General features: G+C 68.5%; 23 protein-coding genes and 1 pseudogene. 14 read left to right on the top strand and 10 right to left on the bottom strand.

Annotated elements, in window-relative coordinates:
* The first annotated feature begins 18 nt into the window (after window positions 1-18).
* The 5 genes from K6U06_RS14595 (at window position 19) to K6U06_RS14575 (ending at window position 4,009) form a co-directional block, all read left to right on the top strand.
* Window positions 19-285 (top strand): WXG100 family type VII secretion target, encoded by a 267-nt coding sequence (locus K6U06_RS14595; RefSeq protein WP_262322678.1) that lies wholly within the window; start codon window positions 19-21, stop codon window positions 283-285.
* Between the two features lie 416 nt (window positions 286-701).
* Window positions 702-1,355, top strand: a complete 654-nt coding sequence (locus K6U06_RS14590) for a hypothetical protein (protein ID WP_262322677.1) — start codon at window positions 702-704, stop codon at window positions 1,353-1,355.
* Between the two features lie 41 nt (window positions 1,356-1,396).
* On the top strand, window positions 1,397-1,891 hold the full coding sequence (locus K6U06_RS14585) for a hypothetical protein (RefSeq protein ID WP_262322676.1): 495 nt from the start codon (window positions 1,397-1,399) through the stop codon (window positions 1,889-1,891).
* Between the two features lie 478 nt (window positions 1,892-2,369).
* Complete coding sequence (locus K6U06_RS14580) at window positions 2,370-3,089, top strand: hypothetical protein (protein WP_262322675.1); 720 nt, start codon at window positions 2,370-2,372, stop codon at window positions 3,087-3,089.
* Between the two features lie 236 nt (window positions 3,090-3,325).
* Window positions 3,326-4,009 carry an N-acetylmuramoyl-L-alanine amidase gene (locus tag K6U06_RS14575; protein ID WP_262322674.1) on the top strand — a complete coding sequence of 228 codons (684 nt, stop codon included), beginning with the start codon at window positions 3,326-3,328 and terminating at the stop codon, window positions 4,007-4,009.
* Window positions 4,010-4,015: 6 nt separating this feature from the next.
* On the opposite strand, the gene K6U06_RS14570 is transcribed toward K6U06_RS14575, so the two are convergent.
* The 4 genes and pseudogenes from K6U06_RS14570 to K6U06_RS14560 all read right to left on the bottom strand — a co-directional run bounded on the left by K6U06_RS14570 (window position 4,016) and on the right by K6U06_RS14560 (window position 5,744).
* A complete protein-coding gene (locus K6U06_RS14570; protein WP_262322673.1) occupies window positions 4,016-4,417 on the bottom strand; it encodes a DUF2752 domain-containing protein in 402 nt (133 codons plus the stop codon).
* On the bottom strand, window positions 4,390-4,878 hold the full coding sequence (locus K6U06_RS14565; protein WP_262322672.1) for an RDD family protein: 489 nt from the start codon (window positions 4,876-4,878) through the stop codon (window positions 4,390-4,392). Before K6U06_RS14565 ends, K6U06_RS14570 begins: the two co-directional genes overlap by 28 nt.
* A 297-nt stretch (window positions 4,879-5,175) precedes the next feature.
* Window positions 5,176-5,319 (bottom strand): annotated as a pseudogene (locus K6U06_RS24725) (double zinc ribbon domain-containing protein); the annotation flags it as partial.
* A gap of 59 nt (window positions 5,320-5,378) precedes the next feature.
* Entirely contained in the window at window positions 5,379-5,744 is a 366-nt protein-coding gene (locus tag K6U06_RS14560) for a DUF4190 domain-containing protein (RefSeq protein ID WP_262322796.1), read from the bottom strand.
* A 1,109-nt stretch (window positions 5,745-6,853) separates the two neighbouring features.
* Between K6U06_RS14560 and K6U06_RS14555 the strand changes: the two genes are divergently transcribed.
* Window positions 6,854-7,477 carry a hypothetical protein gene (locus K6U06_RS14555; protein ID WP_262322671.1) on the top strand — a complete coding sequence of 208 codons (624 nt, stop codon included), beginning with the start codon at window positions 6,854-6,856 and terminating at the stop codon, window positions 7,475-7,477.
* A gap of 115 nt (window positions 7,478-7,592) precedes the next feature.
* Here the strand turns inward: K6U06_RS14555 and K6U06_RS14550 are convergent, their stop codons facing one another.
* On the bottom strand, window positions 7,593-7,862 hold the full coding sequence (locus tag K6U06_RS14550; RefSeq protein WP_262322670.1) for a hypothetical protein: 270 nt from the start codon (window positions 7,860-7,862) through the stop codon (window positions 7,593-7,595).
* Window position 7,863: 1 nt separating this feature from the next.
* Here K6U06_RS14550 and K6U06_RS14545 point away from each other — a divergent pair, with 1 nt between their 5' ends.
* A complete protein-coding gene (locus tag K6U06_RS14545) occupies window positions 7,864-8,550 on the top strand; it encodes a chlorophyllase/cutinase-like alpha/beta fold protein (protein ID WP_262322669.1) in 687 nt (228 codons plus the stop codon).
* Window positions 8,551-8,606: 56 nt separating this feature from the next.
* Here the strand turns inward: K6U06_RS14545 and K6U06_RS14540 are convergent, their stop codons facing one another.
* The 3 genes from K6U06_RS14540 to K6U06_RS14530 form a co-directional block, all read right to left on the bottom strand.
* Window positions 8,607-9,188, bottom strand: coding sequence for a Wzt carbohydrate-binding domain-containing protein (locus tag K6U06_RS14540; protein WP_262322668.1), 582 nt, complete (start codon window positions 9,186-9,188; stop codon window positions 8,607-8,609).
* A gap of 126 nt (window positions 9,189-9,314) precedes the next feature.
* Complete coding sequence (locus K6U06_RS14535) at window positions 9,315-9,581, bottom strand: hypothetical protein (protein WP_262322667.1); 267 nt, start codon at window positions 9,579-9,581, stop codon at window positions 9,315-9,317.
* A 173-nt stretch (window positions 9,582-9,754) separates the two neighbouring features.
* Window positions 9,755-10,561: an ABC transporter permease gene (locus K6U06_RS14530; RefSeq protein WP_262322666.1), complete on the bottom strand. Its 807-nt coding sequence runs from the start codon at window positions 10,559-10,561 to the stop codon at window positions 9,755-9,757.
* 289 nt (window positions 10,562-10,850) lie between these two features.
* Between K6U06_RS14530 and murI the strand changes: the two genes are divergently transcribed.
* The 7 genes from murI to rdgB all read left to right on the top strand — a co-directional run bounded on the left by murI (window position 10,851) and on the right by rdgB (window position 14,746).
* On the top strand, window positions 10,851-11,660 hold the full coding sequence (gene murI, locus K6U06_RS14525) for a glutamate racemase (RefSeq protein ID WP_262322665.1): 810 nt from the start codon (window positions 10,851-10,853) through the stop codon (window positions 11,658-11,660).
* Window positions 11,657-12,421: an MBL fold metallo-hydrolase gene (locus K6U06_RS14520; RefSeq protein WP_262322664.1), complete on the top strand. Its 765-nt coding sequence runs from the start codon at window positions 11,657-11,659 to the stop codon at window positions 12,419-12,421. The genes murI and K6U06_RS14520 overlap by 4 nt, the downstream gene beginning before the upstream one ends.
* Before the next feature lie 181 nt (window positions 12,422-12,602).
* Window positions 12,603-12,839 carry a hypothetical protein gene (locus tag K6U06_RS14515; protein ID WP_262322663.1) on the top strand — a complete coding sequence of 79 codons (237 nt, stop codon included), beginning with the start codon at window positions 12,603-12,605 and terminating at the stop codon, window positions 12,837-12,839.
* A gap of 20 nt (window positions 12,840-12,859) precedes the next feature.
* Entirely contained in the window at window positions 12,860-13,141 is a 282-nt protein-coding gene (locus K6U06_RS14510; RefSeq protein WP_262322662.1) for a CopG family transcriptional regulator, read from the top strand.
* A 99-nt stretch (window positions 13,142-13,240) separates the two neighbouring features.
* Complete coding sequence (locus K6U06_RS14505; RefSeq protein ID WP_262322661.1) at window positions 13,241-13,429, top strand: hypothetical protein; 189 nt, start codon at window positions 13,241-13,243, stop codon at window positions 13,427-13,429.
* A complete protein-coding gene (gene rph, locus K6U06_RS14500; protein ID WP_262322795.1) occupies window positions 13,426-14,175 on the top strand; it encodes a ribonuclease PH in 750 nt (249 codons plus the stop codon). The genes K6U06_RS14505 and rph overlap by 4 nt, the downstream gene beginning before the upstream one ends.
* On the top strand, window positions 14,168-14,746 hold the full coding sequence (gene rdgB / locus K6U06_RS14495; RefSeq protein ID WP_262322660.1) for an RdgB/HAM1 family non-canonical purine NTP pyrophosphatase: 579 nt from the start codon (window positions 14,168-14,170) through the stop codon (window positions 14,744-14,746). The genes rph and rdgB overlap by 8 nt, the downstream gene beginning before the upstream one ends.
* Window positions 14,747-14,769: 23 nt before the next feature.
* Here rdgB and K6U06_RS14490 read toward each other — a convergent pair whose 3' ends face one another.
* The gene (locus K6U06_RS14490; RefSeq protein ID WP_262322659.1) at window positions 14,770-15,159 is read right to left on the bottom strand and encodes a type II toxin-antitoxin system VapC family toxin; all 390 of its coding nucleotides are present in this window, start codon (window positions 15,157-15,159) and stop codon (window positions 14,770-14,772) included.
* Entirely contained in the window at window positions 15,156-15,413 is a 258-nt protein-coding gene (locus tag K6U06_RS14485) for a FitA-like ribbon-helix-helix domain-containing protein (RefSeq protein ID WP_262322658.1), read from the bottom strand. Before K6U06_RS14485 ends, K6U06_RS14490 begins: the two co-directional genes overlap by 4 nt.
* Between the last annotated feature and the right edge of the window lie 62 nt (window positions 15,414-15,475).

Genomic DNA, 15,475 nt, shown 5'->3' with positions numbered 1-15,475 from the left:
TGAAGGAGCACCAATCAGATGAGTTTCCTCGGACTCGATCCCTCCGCTGTTCGCAGCCTCGCCGCCCAGATGCGCAATGCGTCGAGCGAGATCCAGCAGCTCACCCAGTCGCTCACCACCCAGCTGCAAAACGCCCATTGGGTCGGGCCTGACCGGGAGCGCTTCGTCGGCGAGTGGAACGGCCAGCACGTGTCGCAGCTCCACGCGGTGATGAACGCCCTCACAGAGGCGGCGCAAGCCGCCGAGCAGAACGCGAGCCAGCAGGAGCAGGCGTCCAACTCCTGAGCCGGCGGGGTCAGGTCCAACCCAGAGAGAAAGGGTCGAATGTGGGATCGATGCTAGGAGCAGACGCCGATGGGTTGGACCAGCTCGCTCTCGAGTCCATCTCGAGTGCTACCCGCCTAGACACGCTCCGCGGCGCGCTCAATAGCCACGTGCACACTGCGCCTTGGCAGGGGCAGCGCGCCGACGAGTTCCGGCGGGCGTGGGACAGCCAGTACTCACCCTGGCTGGCGGCGACCGCCGGAGCGCTTCGCGCTGCGGCCAGGACGCTCGCAGCGAACGCCACCCAGCAGCGCGAGGCCAGTGGGGCGGCCGGAGGGTCTTACGCCCTGACCGCTCTGGTCGCGGGTGGAATTGCGGCGGTTGGCGCTTCGGTGACCCCTAACCGGCCGCAGAAGGGTGGGTCGTGGTTCGGCAGCATGTGGAAGGCGGTCAGCACTGACACCGGCCATGCGATCCACGACGTCAATGTTGCCCAACACGAGGTGGTCAACAGCCGGGCGTTCAAGGACTACATCGACGTGATGCACGTGGTGAGCACCGTCGCTGCAGTCGCGGCGCCGATCCTGGCGGTCATCCCGGTCGTCGGCGAAGTTGCTGCACCGATTGCGCTCCTAGTAGCAGCTACCTCGTCGGTAACCGTCCTCGAAGGTGATGCGCTCGAGATGGCAGACGGTGCCAAGAAGCCCAGCGGATGGACGTTGGCCGAAGACGGCATCAGTGTCGTTGCAAATGTCACTGACACGGGGGTGGTCGGCGATGCGATCCATGCCGCCCTGCCCGACGTTTCGGACGCCAGCGTTGTGCTGGCCGGCAATGCTCTGGACCTGACCGGGAAGGTCGGTGACTTCGTGACCGGCGGCCACCAAGTGGTGGTGGACCTCGCCCACCACGACTATGTCGACGCAATCGGTGGAGGTGTTGGCGTGTTGGCGGGAGTCGCGGGGGGATCTTCACCGGACGGGCAGGCCATCTCGTCAGAAATCGGAGGTTTCTCGAACGCAGTCTCAGCGGTCGACAGCTACAACACCGGTGGCCTGCAAGCCGCGATCAACAACGTCACGGGGGACTGATCGTGACGACGGGAACAACTGCGGCGTACCAGCCGCTCCGCTTGGAGATCACCCTCCCGGAGGGATGGGCTGTCCTCGATCTCCGAGGTATCGAACCGGCGCTGCGGGAAGTCGAACGGGAGACGGTCGGTGCAGCCCGAGAGCAGGTCGACCGACTTCTTTCAGTGGAGTCCTTCGATCCTGACCTCGTAGCGGTGCTCTCGGTGCCTCTCACCGACGACGCAGGCGGCCTGCTCGCCACGATGAGGGCAGCGTTGGTGGCCGTTATGGTCGACGCTAATGCCGTACTGCCCGCTGGCGACGAGGTGTACGCGCCCCGGGTCGTGCCTCGCGTCCCTCTCGTCTCCGAGCGAGAGATCTCAGTTCTCGTCCAGACCTTTCCGGTTTGGAGCATTGACGGGGTGAGTGTGGTGTTGCTCAACTTCTCCTCGCCGAGCGTGGCACTGGCTGACCTGTTGGTTGCGGGGTTCACCCGTATCGCCGCCACCGCACGAGTCCTCATGGCGCCGGGAAGTAGCAGCGATGCAGGTCTGTGAGTCCGGGCACACCACCGACAGCAACGCCCGCTTTTGCACCACCTGCGGCGGGCCTCTGGCTGCGGCGTGCGTGAACGGTCACCGCCTCAGCGTCAGCGAAGCCTTCTGCACCACCTGCGGGACGCCCACCGGGCGGTCCCCGGCCGGGCAGCCAACGCCCCCGGTCGGCGCTGTGTGGTCGCCTGTAGGAGGCATGGAACCGGAAGTGGACGACTTCCCGACGACGGTGTCGCCGGCCTTCCGTCGCTTCGCACCTCCCGGGGAGCCGCCGGCACCGCTTCTCCCGCCGGCACCGCCCCCCTCGCCGGCATCGCCTTTCCCGCCGGCACTTCCGACGACGCCACCTTTCGCAGCAGCGGTCAGTCCGCCAGCGGGCCTCTCGCCGAGTCCCAACTCACGCCCGTCACTGACGCCGACGGTTCTGATCACGTTCTTCTTCGGGCTGTTCGGCCTGATTCCCGCAATCCGCCATTCCCGGATGGCTCACGAGCGCGGCTACCCGACGGGGCGGTACTGGTGGGCTTTCGGGGGGATCTTAGCTGCGACGACGGCCCTCTATGTCGGGTTGTTGGTCGCTCTTTTCGTCGTCGCCGCCCATAGTGCCAACAGCTACTCCGTCCAAGTCCCGGCCGGGGTAGGCGCCTACAGCTCACCGACAGCTGGCACCTCGACGCCCAGCGGGGGCGACCCGGCGATCGGCACCGCCGACTCGACGACAACGACCACCAGCCCGTCACCTCCGGCCGGCCAGGTGGTGTCGTCCGTCGCGGCCGACCTGTCGAGGAGTGCCCAGGTGAGATCAGGGGTGCAAGCCGCCATCAACGGCGTCCAGTCCTGCAACGAGTCGCCGTCGGCTGGCCAGGCGTCGCTGGCGAGCATCATCGCAACCCGCCAGAGCGTCCTGCAGGACCTGGGCTCCCTCGACGCATCGCAGCTACCGGGCGGCGCGCAGATGGTCAGCGACTTGCAGCAGGCCATGAACGACTCGGTGCAAGCCGACCAAGACTTCTCGGCGTGGATGGCCGATATCGCCGCAGGATCAGCGCAGTGCGGGACCGACCCGACGGTCGACAGCAGCTACCAGAACGGCCTGGCGGCCTCGACGCAAGCCACCGCAGACAAAACCACCTTTGTCAACGAGTGGAACCCCGTTGCCGCCCAGTACAACCAGCAGACCTACCAGCCGGGGGACTTCTGACCCGCCGCCTAGTGGTGATTGCTCTGCTCGCTGCCGGGACGGCCGCCGGTTGCGGCGGCTCTCGGACCGCTAGCGCGCCCCTGACCACGCCCCGTCCCTCGGCAAGCACCGCCACGGTCACTGCGCCAGTAGCTGCGCCGCCGAGTGCACCCGCCCCTGCGCCCACGACGACGACGCCGGCCCCAGTGCTCAGCGGAGCGCCGCCGCTCATACCCGTCCAGCCGGCGGGCGGTCCGGTGACCCTGGCCCCCGCCGCGACGGGGCCTCTCTCGGGCAAGGTCGTGGTGTTGGACCCCGGCCACAACGGTGCCAATTACACCGAACCCTCCACGATCAACGCCCCGATCTTCAACGGCCGGTCCGAGGAGTCCTGTGACACGACCGGGGCCGAGACCGACGCCGGCTACAGCGAGTCGCGGTTCAACTTCAACGTCGCCTCCTACCTGGCGGCCGACCTCCGAGCGGAGGGAGCGACGGTGGTTCTGACCCGGTCGACTGACACTGGCGTCGGGCCGTGCGTCACCCAACGCGCTGCGATCGGCAATGCGGCCCACGCCAACGCCGCGGTGTCTATTCACGCCGATGGCGGCCCTGCGTCAGGGCGCGGGTACGCCATCCTCATCCCAGTCGCCGACGGTCCCAACGACGCCATCGTCAGCGCCTCCCGAGTCCTTGGCTCTGACCTGCGTGATGCGTTCGGCGCAGGCACAGGTGAGCAGGTGAGCTCATACGACGGGATCGACGGGATCCAGCCTCGCGGCGACCTTGGCGGCACGAACCTTTCGACGGTCCCGAAGGTGTTCATCGAGTGTGCAAACATGCGGAATTCTCTCGACGCCGCTCTGGTGTCGTCGACGGCATGGCAAGCGCGCGCTGCCGCGGCGATCGCCGCCGGCCTCGAACGATTCCTGGAGAGTTGAGGCGGGTCAGGGGTGACCGTGCGGGGCGAGGACTGCGAGCGCCGGCAGGTTGCGGGCGACGGCGAAACCGAGCACCCCTGCGCTGGCGAGCCAACGGCCGGCTCGTAGCAGCTCGAGTCGCACTCTCGGTGTCGGACCGCCGGCCAACACCCACAGGAACACGATGACACCGACCAGATAGGCCGGCGCCAACGGGTTCGCGTCCATCGCCAACCGCCAGCGGAGATGTCCCACCGCCCACGCCGCCCTGGTCAGCCCACAGAAGGGGCACCAAAGGCCGGTCAGCGCGTGGAGCGGGCACGGCGGCATCAGTCCCCCTGGCTGCCACGGGTCGGCGACGGCCGCCGCTACGAGGGCGGCGGTACCGGCACTGGCAAGGACTAGCGCTGCGGCGGGCCGGCTATCCACGGCGGCATGCCCGGCTTGCCCATCGACGTCGGGAGAAGTGAGAACGGCTGCTTGGCGACGTTGATGACCGTGGTCGACACCATCTTGTCGGCGAGCGTCTGGCGCTGTGCGTCCCAGAGGGGGAAGAGAAGGTCGACGATCAAGACGATGCCGCAAGGAATCGCCATGAGTCCGTGGCACAGGGCCCGCACGAACCCCATTCCCCCGCCGATCACTTCGCCGGTCCGGGTGCTGATGCAACGCAAGCCCATGACCCGCATGCCAGGCGAGGCGCCCGAGAATCCGACCTGGACCGCGAGGAAGACGCCTGCACCGATGGCGTACAGGTAGTAAGGGATGAGGAAGATCGCCGACACCGCAGAGCCCAGAATGAAGAAGAACAGCGCTGGGACAGCGAGGACGGCGAAGTCGATGAGGTAGGCGACGGCCCTGGTGCTCCACTCGGCGGGGGACCCCGCCACCGCAGCCGGCTTGGCGGGGTGGGAAGGGATGGCCCCGATCGCGCTGTAGCCGGGTGGGGGTCCGGGCGGTGTCGCATCGAAAAGCGGCGGAGGCGGCGCAGGGTTCGAGCCGTAGCTAGGTGTCGGCCCAGCGGCAGTTCCGGCCCACGGGGTAGCCGGAGGGGGAGACCAGATGGACTCGGCAGCCGCCGAAGCAGGTGGAGCCGCAGCCGCAGCCGCAGCAGTCGGTGTCGGCGGAGGCATCGGTGCCGGGGGAGGCATCGGTGCCGGCATTGCCGCTGCGCCGTTGGCAAGGCTGGTGCCGCAGGAGCCGCAGAACTGAGTCCCCCCCGGCACATCAGCTCCGCACTTGGGACAAGCCGGCGTAATCGCTGTGCCGCAGGCACCGCAAAAACGGCTGTCCAACGGTGCAACGGCACCACAGGTCGAACAGTTCCCCATATCTCGCCCCTTCACTCATCGTTGCAGTGCTCGATCCTAGCCGCCGAGCGCGATTGTCTCTACCTGGTGGTGAAGCTGATGAGGACACCGAGAAGAACGACCGTAAGAAGAGCCTCCAGCCATCCGAGGATGATGGCAGCGGTGGCCATTCCATAGCCGCTCTGGCGACCGTCGTGTCGGGCGATCTGTGATTTGGCGACGTAGCCGAACACCAGAGCGAACAACCAGCCACCGACCAGGCCGCACACGAGACCGGCGATGGCAAACCCATTGGTCCCCCTTGCGCCTGCGCTGGTTGTTCCGTCGATCGCGTCAGGGTGCAGAGCGCTGCGGCAATGCGGACAGCGTTTTGCTTCGGGGCGGATGGGCTCTGCGCACCATGGGCAGACCGCACGTCCTGCGTCGTCGATCTGCGGGGGCCGCACGGCGGATCCGTCGCTGATCGTTGCAAGAGGGCGGTCACACCACTCTGCGGACGCCTCGTCCGCCAGAGCGTCTGCGACGCTTTCAACGAAAAGAGGGTGGCTCACCTCTGTCAGATGCACCTCCCCGCCGGAAGTCGCGAGCCGGAAGGCCGTGGGCTGGGGACCGTGGGCTGGGGACCGTGGGCTCGAAGGCGGGTGATGGAGTCGAGTGGGAGAGGCTGCGGAGCCGCGTCGTCGAGCGGTGCCCACCACAGCACGTCGGCTCCCAGGGCGAGCAGGCCCATTCCTCCTGCGTCGTTGCGGGCCACGGCGAGCGACTCGATCTCTGCGCCTGGTGCCAGGACATCGGCCAAACGCTCGAGGGCCCCCGCCGTGAAGTGGCGCGCCCTTCGGTCGAGCCACAATGTTGCCAGGTCACCGATCGCCTCTCGCGCCGCGCTCGGGTCCGCAAGTGGCTCGACGCGCGAGGCGGACCCCGCCGCAGACAGCGAAGTGCCGCATCGAGGGCAGAACCGGTCCGTCGTGGCCGTCGTCGAGCTGCACGAATTGCAGCGCCCGTCGGTGATCATGCCCCTCCCCGGTGATGATGATCTGGCGTCGAGTATTGCACCATTGCATCCGGTGTACGAGCCTCTCCGGGCTCATCGGCTCAAGCGTGCTGCGACGTAGGACCAGGTGCGCAGGACGCAATGCAGCCCCTAGCGAAGATGCTCGTCGCCTATGCTCGGACGTCGGGCGAAGGAGGGCGACCAGGGATGAGAGTCTGCGAGGCGGGGCACCACTCGGACGACGACACGGCGTTCTGTCGCCGGTGCGGGTCGGCGATGCGCGAAGCCTGTGGCAACGGCCATCCCCGGAAGGGGAGCGAGCGATTCTGCACCTCCTGCGGCGCGCCATTCCCCGACGTTGCCCCGAGGGAGGAGACCCCGCCGCCGCCCCCGGTCGGCGCCCGGGAAGGCCTGCCGAGCCTGGCCCCAACCATCTTGGTGACGTTGTTCTTTGGGCTTTTCGGATTGATCCCTGCGATCCGTCATTCGCGTCTGGCCCGGGAGCGAGGATATAGGTCAGTCCGGTATTGGTGGGCGTTCGCGATAGGCGGCCTGGGATCTATGGCGTTGGGGATCGTCTCGGCGATCGCCATCGTCGCTGCGGTGGGTCATGCGGCGGGCGGGCTGGTCGCCTCGCAGAGCGGGTCGGCGAGCTACGTGGCCCCTGACACCGCGGCGACGGCACCGACTACGGACTCCACCGACACCACGGCTACGACAGGCACCACGGACACGACGGACACGACCGTGACTACCGGGGACACCGGGTCAGTGACGCCGACGCCCCCCACGACGACGTTCGATTCGTCGTCGGCGGAGATGTCGTCCAACTACGTCGCCAATCCGAGCCAGTGCGGCCCGACCCCGGTCGACAACGGGCAGCCGTTCCGGCCCGATCACGTCTACCAGGTAACCGCGACGGTGCACGTGTGGTCGGCGCCGAGCACGTCGAGCACCCCGCTCGCAGAGATCGTCTCCACCTCGTACGGCGGCGGGATCTTCGGCTGCCCGGGCCCGGCAGACCCGGTGGTGCCGGTCGCGTGCAAGGTGACCGGGCAGCCGATCAGCGGCCCCTATGGCACCGAGAGCTATTGGGATCAGGTCACCTACGACGGGGTGACCGGGTACGTGCCAGACGAGTGGGTCAACACCCAATACGACATCAACCAGTTGCCTTCGTGCTGAGCGGGTCGTCCGGCCGCCGGCGGAGCATCCGGCGCCGGCGAACTGCCGCCGGGTTGCTCGTGACGGGACTGCTCGTGGCCGGAGCGATCGGAGGCGGCGTGCTGTGGCGATCCACTCAACCGACCTCCCGGCGTGTCGTGTCGTCGCGCTCGCCCGGCCCGAAGGGCTCACCCATGCCGCCGGGGTCCACCCAACCGGCAGGACCGTCGACCACCGAGGCCAGTCCGAGTGTCAGCCCCACTTCGACCGGTTCGTCGTCGCCACGCAGCACAGTGCCGGTGCGCAACCTTCCGGTGACCTCGGTGATGCTGCCTTTGAACGACGCGAGCCGGAAGTTGGTTCGCAACGGCGTCGTGTTGGCACCATCGAGGAGCCTGCCGACCACCGTGTGGTACCCGACGGCGGCCGGTCCGTGGCCGCTGGTGGTGTTCGTGCACGGCTACGACGTTGGCCCTGCAACGTATGCGAGGTTCGCGTCGCAGCTGGCCTCGTCGGGTTACGTGGTCGCCGCCCCGTCGTTCCCGCTTGAGGACCCGTCACGAGGCAACGGTTTGGACCGCGCCGACCTGGTCAACGAGGCGACCGACGTGTCGTTTGTCATCTCCTCGCTCTCCGCTGACCCCGCAGGGCTGCATGTGGCGCCTGGCGAAGTCGGGGTGGCCGGGCACAGCGACGGGGCCGACGTGGCCCTCGAGGTCGGCTACGAGGTGGGCTTGTCGGACAGCCGGGTGCGTGCGGTGTTCTCCGATGCCCCCGACCCGATCGACCGGCCGGTGATCTCCGGCGGGCCGCCACTCCTCCTCATGCAGGGGACCGCCGACAGCGTGGTCCCCTATACGTCCAGCGAGACGGTGTTCGCACAGGTGCATGCACCGGTCTGGTACGTGTCGCTCATCGGAGCGGACCACCTCCCGCCGATAGCCGGCGGGACGGCCTGGACACCCGTTCTCGACGCCGCGGTCGCCGACTTCTTCGACTCCGAACTGGCCCGGCGAGCGTTGAGCGGTGGCGCCCTCACCGCAGCCTTGTCGAGCTCCCCGCTCGAGCGGGTGGAGGTGAACGGAGCGGCGTGACTGACACGAGGACCGAGGAAGCTTGTGACTCCCCTGTCCGAGGTCATCCTCCCAGCTCAGGGCTGGTGGTGGTCCCACGTCGGGTCGAGCGACACGACGCCGGTCTGCTCCCGGATGATCCCCCGGTCCACGTCGAAGCGCATGATGTAGGGCCGGAAGTCGTAGATGTGCATGAGCGTGTAGTCCCGCAGCGACACGCTCAGGTCGTAGGTGCCCGGCAGCAGATGCAGGCGGTCCCAGCGCATGTCGATGTAGCCCTCCCCGTCGATCTTGTCGGGGACGAAATCCGAGTCGCGCATCGTGGGCCCGGTGACCTGGACGCCCTGGATGGTGTCGATGCTGACACAGACCACCGGACGCTCGACCGGCTGCTCGGTGCGGTAGTGGAACCGCATGGCGGCGGGGGCGCCGGTCGGGACCCGCTCGACGGGTCGGTCGTCGGCGTCGAGCAGCTCGACGCGCTCGATGAGGGCCTCTCCGGTACCCCAGCGCACGACGTCGGTGGCCTCGTCGGTGTGGCGGTCGACGGTCACCGCCCCGGTGTAGGACTCGATGACGTCGCGGGGCTCGCCGATCTCCTTCAGCTCGCCGTGCTCAAACCACGCCACCCGGTCGCAGATGTTCTTCACGCTGGCCATCGCGTGGGAGACTAGGACGATGGTCTCGTGGGAGACTAGTAAAATGGTCTCGTGGGAGACTAGTAAGATGGTCTTGCCGTTGGACTAGAGCTGCGCGAGCTTCTCGTTGCACTTGCGCTGGAACTCCTAGTCGCCGACCGCGAGGACCTCGTCGACGAGGAGCACCGCAGGGACGACGTTGATCGCCACGGAGAAGCCGAGGCGCACGTACACGCCCGACGAGTAGTTCTTCACCGGCTCGTCGATGAACTGCTCGATTTCGGCGAAGTCGACGATCTCGTCGAAGCGGCTGTGCAGATGCTTCCAGCTGACGCCGAGGATGGCGCCGTTCAGGTAGACGTTCTGTCGGCGGGGCAGCTCCCGCGGAACCGGGCCGCTAACTCCATCGACCAACTCAAAGGTCTCGCCCTACTCGACCTCGAATCTCACGTCCTTGAGCGCCAAGAAGTCTTAGCTTAGGCGAAGACCCGCCGGCGCCGGAGAACGATCGCCTCGAGCGAGTTGTTCTGCTCGCGGACCAGCAGGAGCCCTGAGGGAGACCTTGTCGGCGGAGACGCCGATGGTGGTCACAGCTCCTCCGCTAGGTGGCCTTCCATGCGGGAGAACACGGCGTAGCCGATGCCGAACATAACGAAGGCGGAGGCCACGAAGTAGGCGGTGGAAAGCAGCGGCGGCCAAGTGCCGCTATACATCACCGCCCGGAAAGCGGCGGCCATGTCGGTCATCGGGTTGATCTTGAGGATCGTCATGATCGCAGGGTGGTGGCCGATCTGAGTGAGGGGATAGATGATCGGCGTGCCGTAGAACCACAGAAGGAAGAAGATCCCCATGAAATGCTCGATGTCACGAAAATAGACATTGAGGACGCTGAACATCAGCGCCATGCCAAGGGCAAAGATTGCGTTGACGACCATCAGCAGCACCACGATGGGGAGGAACGGGAGTACCCGCCACTGCCCGAAGGCGAGCAGGATGACGATGAGCAGGGCCATCTCGATGCCGTGGGATACCAGGTTGGAGAGGGTCGTCGCAGCTGGGAGCAGGGCGCGGGGAAAGTACGTCTTCTTAATGAGGTTGCCGTTGCCGATCAGGCTGCCGATCGAGCCCATAACCGTGTTCTGCACGTAGTTGAACGGCAGCATCGCGCACAGCAGGTACAGCGAGTAGATCGTCAGTCCGCTCGGGCTGCCCTTTACAGCGTGAGCGTGAAAGAAGTCGAGGAAGACGACGGTGTAGACGAGGGTGTTGACCAGCGGGTTGACCAGCGACCAAGTCCAGCCGAGGAACGACCTCTTGTACTTCGAGCGCAACTCCCGAAGCGTCAGGTTGACTAGCAGCTCCCTGGAGCCCCTGTATTCGGCGACGGTGGTCATCGACCGCCTGACCCAGCGCTATACGCCATAAGACCCATAAGGTGCGCGCCAGGAGCAGGCCGCCAGCTGATACATCCCGTTGATGTTACCTGGACACCATCCCCCGCGCTCTGCACCGCGTCACCGCCGAGCTCCCCCGACGCCAGCGCGTCACGAGCAGCATGGCGAGGGCATCCCCACCGCGCGGCACAGCGGGCGCACCCCTACGGTTGTGGCGCCACCGGCGTGAGCAGCAGGTCACGTCACCTGACGACGCCCGATCCCGGCGCCCGTGCCTACTGTGGGCACCATGGACGACCGGCCGATCGGGATGTTCGACAGCGGGTTCGGCGGCCTCACCGTGGCCCGGGCCCTGATCGACCTCCTGCCGGGCGAGGACCTGGTCTACATCGGCGACACCGGGCGGTACCCGTACGGGCCCCGGGCCCTCGAGGAGGTAGCCCGCTTCGCCCGCCAGATCACCGCCAAGCTCGTCGCCGAGCACGACGTCAAGATGGTGGTGGTGGCCTGCAACACCGCGGCCGCCGCAGCCCTCGAACTGCTGCGCTTCGAGTTCGACGTGCCTCTCGTCGGGGTCATCGAGCCGGGCCTGCGCGCCGCGCTGAAGAACACGTCGAGTCGCCGGGTTGGCGTTATCGGCACCGTCGGCACCATCGGGTCGGGCGCATACCAGCGCGCCGCCGCTGAGCTGTCGCGGGCCCGACCCGTCGACCTGACCTGCGCGGCGTGCCCGGGTTTCGTCGAGTTCGTCGAGCGGGGCGAGACCGGCTCCGACCAGGTCTATGTCCTCGCCGAGCGGCTCCTCGCCCCGATCCGGGCCGCCGAGGTGGACACCCTACTGCTCGGATGTACCCACTACCCGTTCCTGGCCCGCACGATCAGCGATGTCGTCGGGCGCGACGTGGTGCTGGTGGACTCCGCGGATGAGACCGCGTTCGAGGTGGCTTCCATCCTGGCTGACACCGGCGGGGGGCGCCGGGCAACCAAGGAGGGCACCCGCACGTGGATCTCGTCGGGGGACACCGCCACCTTCGAGCGTCTGGGCCGGCGCCTGCTCGGGCCCGAACTGCGCGACGTCCAGGGCTGGGTGCCGAAATGACCGCCGCCGCCAGCCACGACGGTCCGCTGGCGCTCACCGTGCTCGGCTGCGACGGCAGCTACCCGGGGCCCGGAGGTGCCGGCAGCGGCTACCTGGTGACCTGCGAGGGGGTGACGGTGTGGCTCGACGCCGGGCCGGGCACCCTGTCCAACCTGCAGCGCCACGTCCCCCTCGAGCAGCTCGACGCGGTGGTGCTCAGCCACCAGCATCCCGATCACTGGAGCGACCTCGAGCACTTCGTGGTGGCCTGCCGGTGGTTCCTCGGGCGGACCGGGGTCCCGGTGTACGCCCCGCCCAGCCTGCGGCAGGTCGCGGCGGCGCGGATCAACGACGCCGCGTCCGGCGCAGAGGTCCTCGACTGGCAGGCCACCGATCCCGCCGACGCGGTGACCATCGGCCCGCTCACCTTCCACTTCTCGCGCACCGACCATCCGGTGCCGACCCACGCCGTTCGGATGGACGCCGGCGGCCGGTCACTCGGCTACTCCGCCGACTCCGGCCCGGCGTGGGCCATGTCATCGCTCGGTCCCGGTCTCGACTTGGCGCTGTGCGAGGCGACGTTCCTGTCCGATCGGGAGGGCACGGTGCAGCACCTGAGCGCCCGGCAGGCCGGCGCCACCGCCCGCGAGGCCGGCGCCGCCCGCCTCGTGATCACCCATATCGCCCCCGGCATAGACCGGGTGGCGGCCGAGACCGAGGCCGAAGCCGCGTTCGGCGGTCCCGTCGAGGTGGCCACCATCGGCGCCCGCTACCAGCTGTGACAGCGACGCTGGCCGCCGTCGGTCCACATCCCCTTGAGTAGATCGAGCCATGCGTCCCCGCGCTACCGATTCACCTCGGTCGGCTCCAGGGGGGAGCATGCCTGGAATGCCGCCCAGCGAGGGGACACCGGCTCCTCAACCACCCCGGAGGCGCGCCTACTTTCGTGATACGATAATCGGCGTGGAGTTCCTTCCCGGTGCGGGTAAGCACGGGGTGCCCGAGGACTCCATCCGTCATGTCTTGGAGCACGCGCTGGTGTCACAAGAGATCGGGGAGGACCCGGAACGCTGGCTTTTCCTCGGTCCCGACTCCGCCGGCAACCTCCTCGAGGTGGTGGTCATCGTCCGAAGGGATCGCAGCCTCTTGGCCGTGCACGCCATGGGTATGCGCTCCAAGTACCGCCCTCTCTTGCCGTGAGCGGAAAGGAACACCAACCCGTGAGCGAACCGAAGGACTACGGCGTCTCGAGCGACGGCACCGTACTGGCCGATGAGGTCATCGAAAGGGTCCAGGCCGAGGCCGAAGCCGGCTACGACGTCGACGATTTGCTGAAGCGCCGCGAGCGAGGCCGGCCCCCGATGGGTTCGGCAGCCGCCGACGCGCTGGCAGTTCGGTTGGACCCCGACCTGCGGGCGTCGGTCGTCGAGCGAGCCGAACATGACGGAGTACCCCAGGGCGAGGTCGTCCGCAGGGCCCTCCGCCAGTACCTGGCCTCCTGAGCGAACCGGCCATCCGGGGCCGGCCCACGCCACGCGGTGCAGGTGGACGCCGGCGGCCGGTCACTCGGCTACTCTGCCGACTCCGGCCCGCCTCGGGCCGTGCCCTCGCTCGGTCCCGGTCTCGACTTGGCGCCCTGCGAGGCGACGTTCCTGTCCGATCGGGAGGGTACCGTGCAGCACCTGAGCGCCCGGCAGGCCGGCGCCACCGCCCACGAGGCCGGCGCCGGCCGCCACGTGATCACCACCATCGCCCTCGGCGCCACCATCGCCGCCCGGTGCCAGCCGTGAGCGGCGCGACCGGCCGCCTCGACGGGCGCGCCGACGACGAGCTGCGCCCCGTCGAGCTGCTCCGGGACTACACCGTCTTCGCCGCCGGGTCGGTGCTGATCAGCATGGGCCGCACCCGGGTGCTTTGCACCGCGTCGGTCGCCGAGGACGTCCCCCGGTGGATGCGCGGCACCGGCCGCGGGTGGGTCACCGCGGAGTACTCGATGCTGCCCGGGGCGTCCCCGGAGCGCATCGACCGGGAGGCCGCCAAGGGCAAGCAGTCCGGGCGGACCCAGGAGATCCAGCGGCTCATCGGCCGTTCACTTCGCGCCGTCACCGACCTCGAGGCGATGGGCGAGGTGCAAATCACCCTCGACTGCGACGTGTTGCAGGCCGACGGCGGCACCCGCACCGCCAGCATCTGCGGCGCCTACGTGGCCCTCCACGACGCGTGCAGCCGCCTGGTCGAAGCCAAGCGGCTGGCCAAAAACCCGCTGCGCGAGGCGTGCGCGGCCATCTCGGTGGGAGTGGTCGGGGGGCGCCCGATGCTGGACCTGGCCTACAGCGAGGACAGCCGGGCCGAGACCGACATGAACGTGGTCATGACCGCCTCCGGGCATTTCGTCGAGGTGCAGGGCACCGCCGAGGGCAAGACGTTCAGCCGGGTCGAGCTCGACGGGCTGCTGGACCTGGCCGGCGCGGGCATCACCACGCTGCTCGGCCACCAGGGCCGCCTGCTCGCGACGCCGCCGCCCAGCCGTGACTGAGTACGTCCTGGCCACCGCCAACCCGGACAAGGCCAAGGAGATCCAAGCCATCCTGGGTGACACGGTGACGCTGCGCCCCCGACCCCTCGACGTCGAAGATGTCGAAGAAACGGGCCAGACGCTGCTCGACAACGCCCGGCTGAAGGCCAGGGCGCTGGCTGCCGCGACGGGTCTTCCCGCCATCGCCGACGACACCGGGCTGGAGGTCGACGCGCTCGGAGGCGCGCCGGGCGTGTGGTCGGCCCGCTACGCCGGCGAGAACGCCACCTACGCCGACAACGTGGCCAAGCTGCTCTCCGCCCTGGAGGGCTCCGAGGTCCGCTCCGCGCGCTTTCGGACCGTGGCAGTCGCGGCGTGGCCCGACGGGCGGGAGATCCACGCGGAGGGCGCGGTGGAGGGCGCCATCGCGACAGCGACGAGCGGCGCCGGCGGGTTCGGCTACGACCCGGTGTTCGTCCCCGAGGGCACGACGGCGACCTTCGCGGAGATGACCCCCGAGGACAAGCACGCCCTGTCGCATCGCGGCCGGGCGCTCCGCGCCCTAGCCGGGCTTCTCCCCTCCGACGCCTGAGCCCGCCTGACCGCCGAGGTCCCTCAGTGGACCTCGATCCGCGCGTCGTGACCCCGGGACCGAGCGAGGCGGGCGTCGCGCGTCACGAGCGGGCATTCCAGCGCCTCGGCCAGCGCGACGTAGGAAGCGTCGTAGGCGCTGACGGCGTGGCGCAGGTCGAAAGCCCGTCGCCGCAGGGCTTCGCTGGCCGGCCACCGGTAGAGCGGTAGGTCCTCGAAGTCGGCCAGAGCGTCCAGGGCCCGGGCGCTACTCAAGCGGCTGCGCAGGGTGAGCCCGCGAAGCGCAGAAACGAGCTCAAAGTCGAGCAACGACGGAGCGTGCAGCTCTTCGCCGGCCAGGCGGGAGCGCAGGGCGCCGGTGGAAGCAGCAACCGTCAGCACGTCCACCACTGCCGCCGCGTCGACGACGATCACCGAGCGACTCGATCGGTCAGCTGATCCTCGCGGTCGCGGCGGGCAGCCTCCAGGACGTCTACTGATGACTCCGATCCCCGCTCGGAGCGCCGGGCTGCTCGTTCCAGCACCTCCGCCACTGTGGGACGGGCCACCTCCCGGCTGATCACCTCGAGCAGGTAAGAGTTGAGTGACCGTCCCTGCGCCGCAGCTCGTGACTTCAGGAGGCGACGGGCCTCGTCGGGTACATCCCTGATCTGCAGCGGCGATCCCACGGCATGCATTATCGCTCTTTTGCAATGCAGAATGCATCCACGTTCGGGGCGCGGCCGAGCCC

Origin of the sequence: Acidiferrimicrobium sp. IK (assembly GCF_025499425.1) — a bacterium.
Taxonomy (GTDB): Bacteria; Actinomycetota; Acidimicrobiia; order Acidimicrobiales; family Palsa-688; genus Acidiferrimicrobium.
This window is presented reverse-complemented; position numbering and strand designations above follow the sequence as displayed.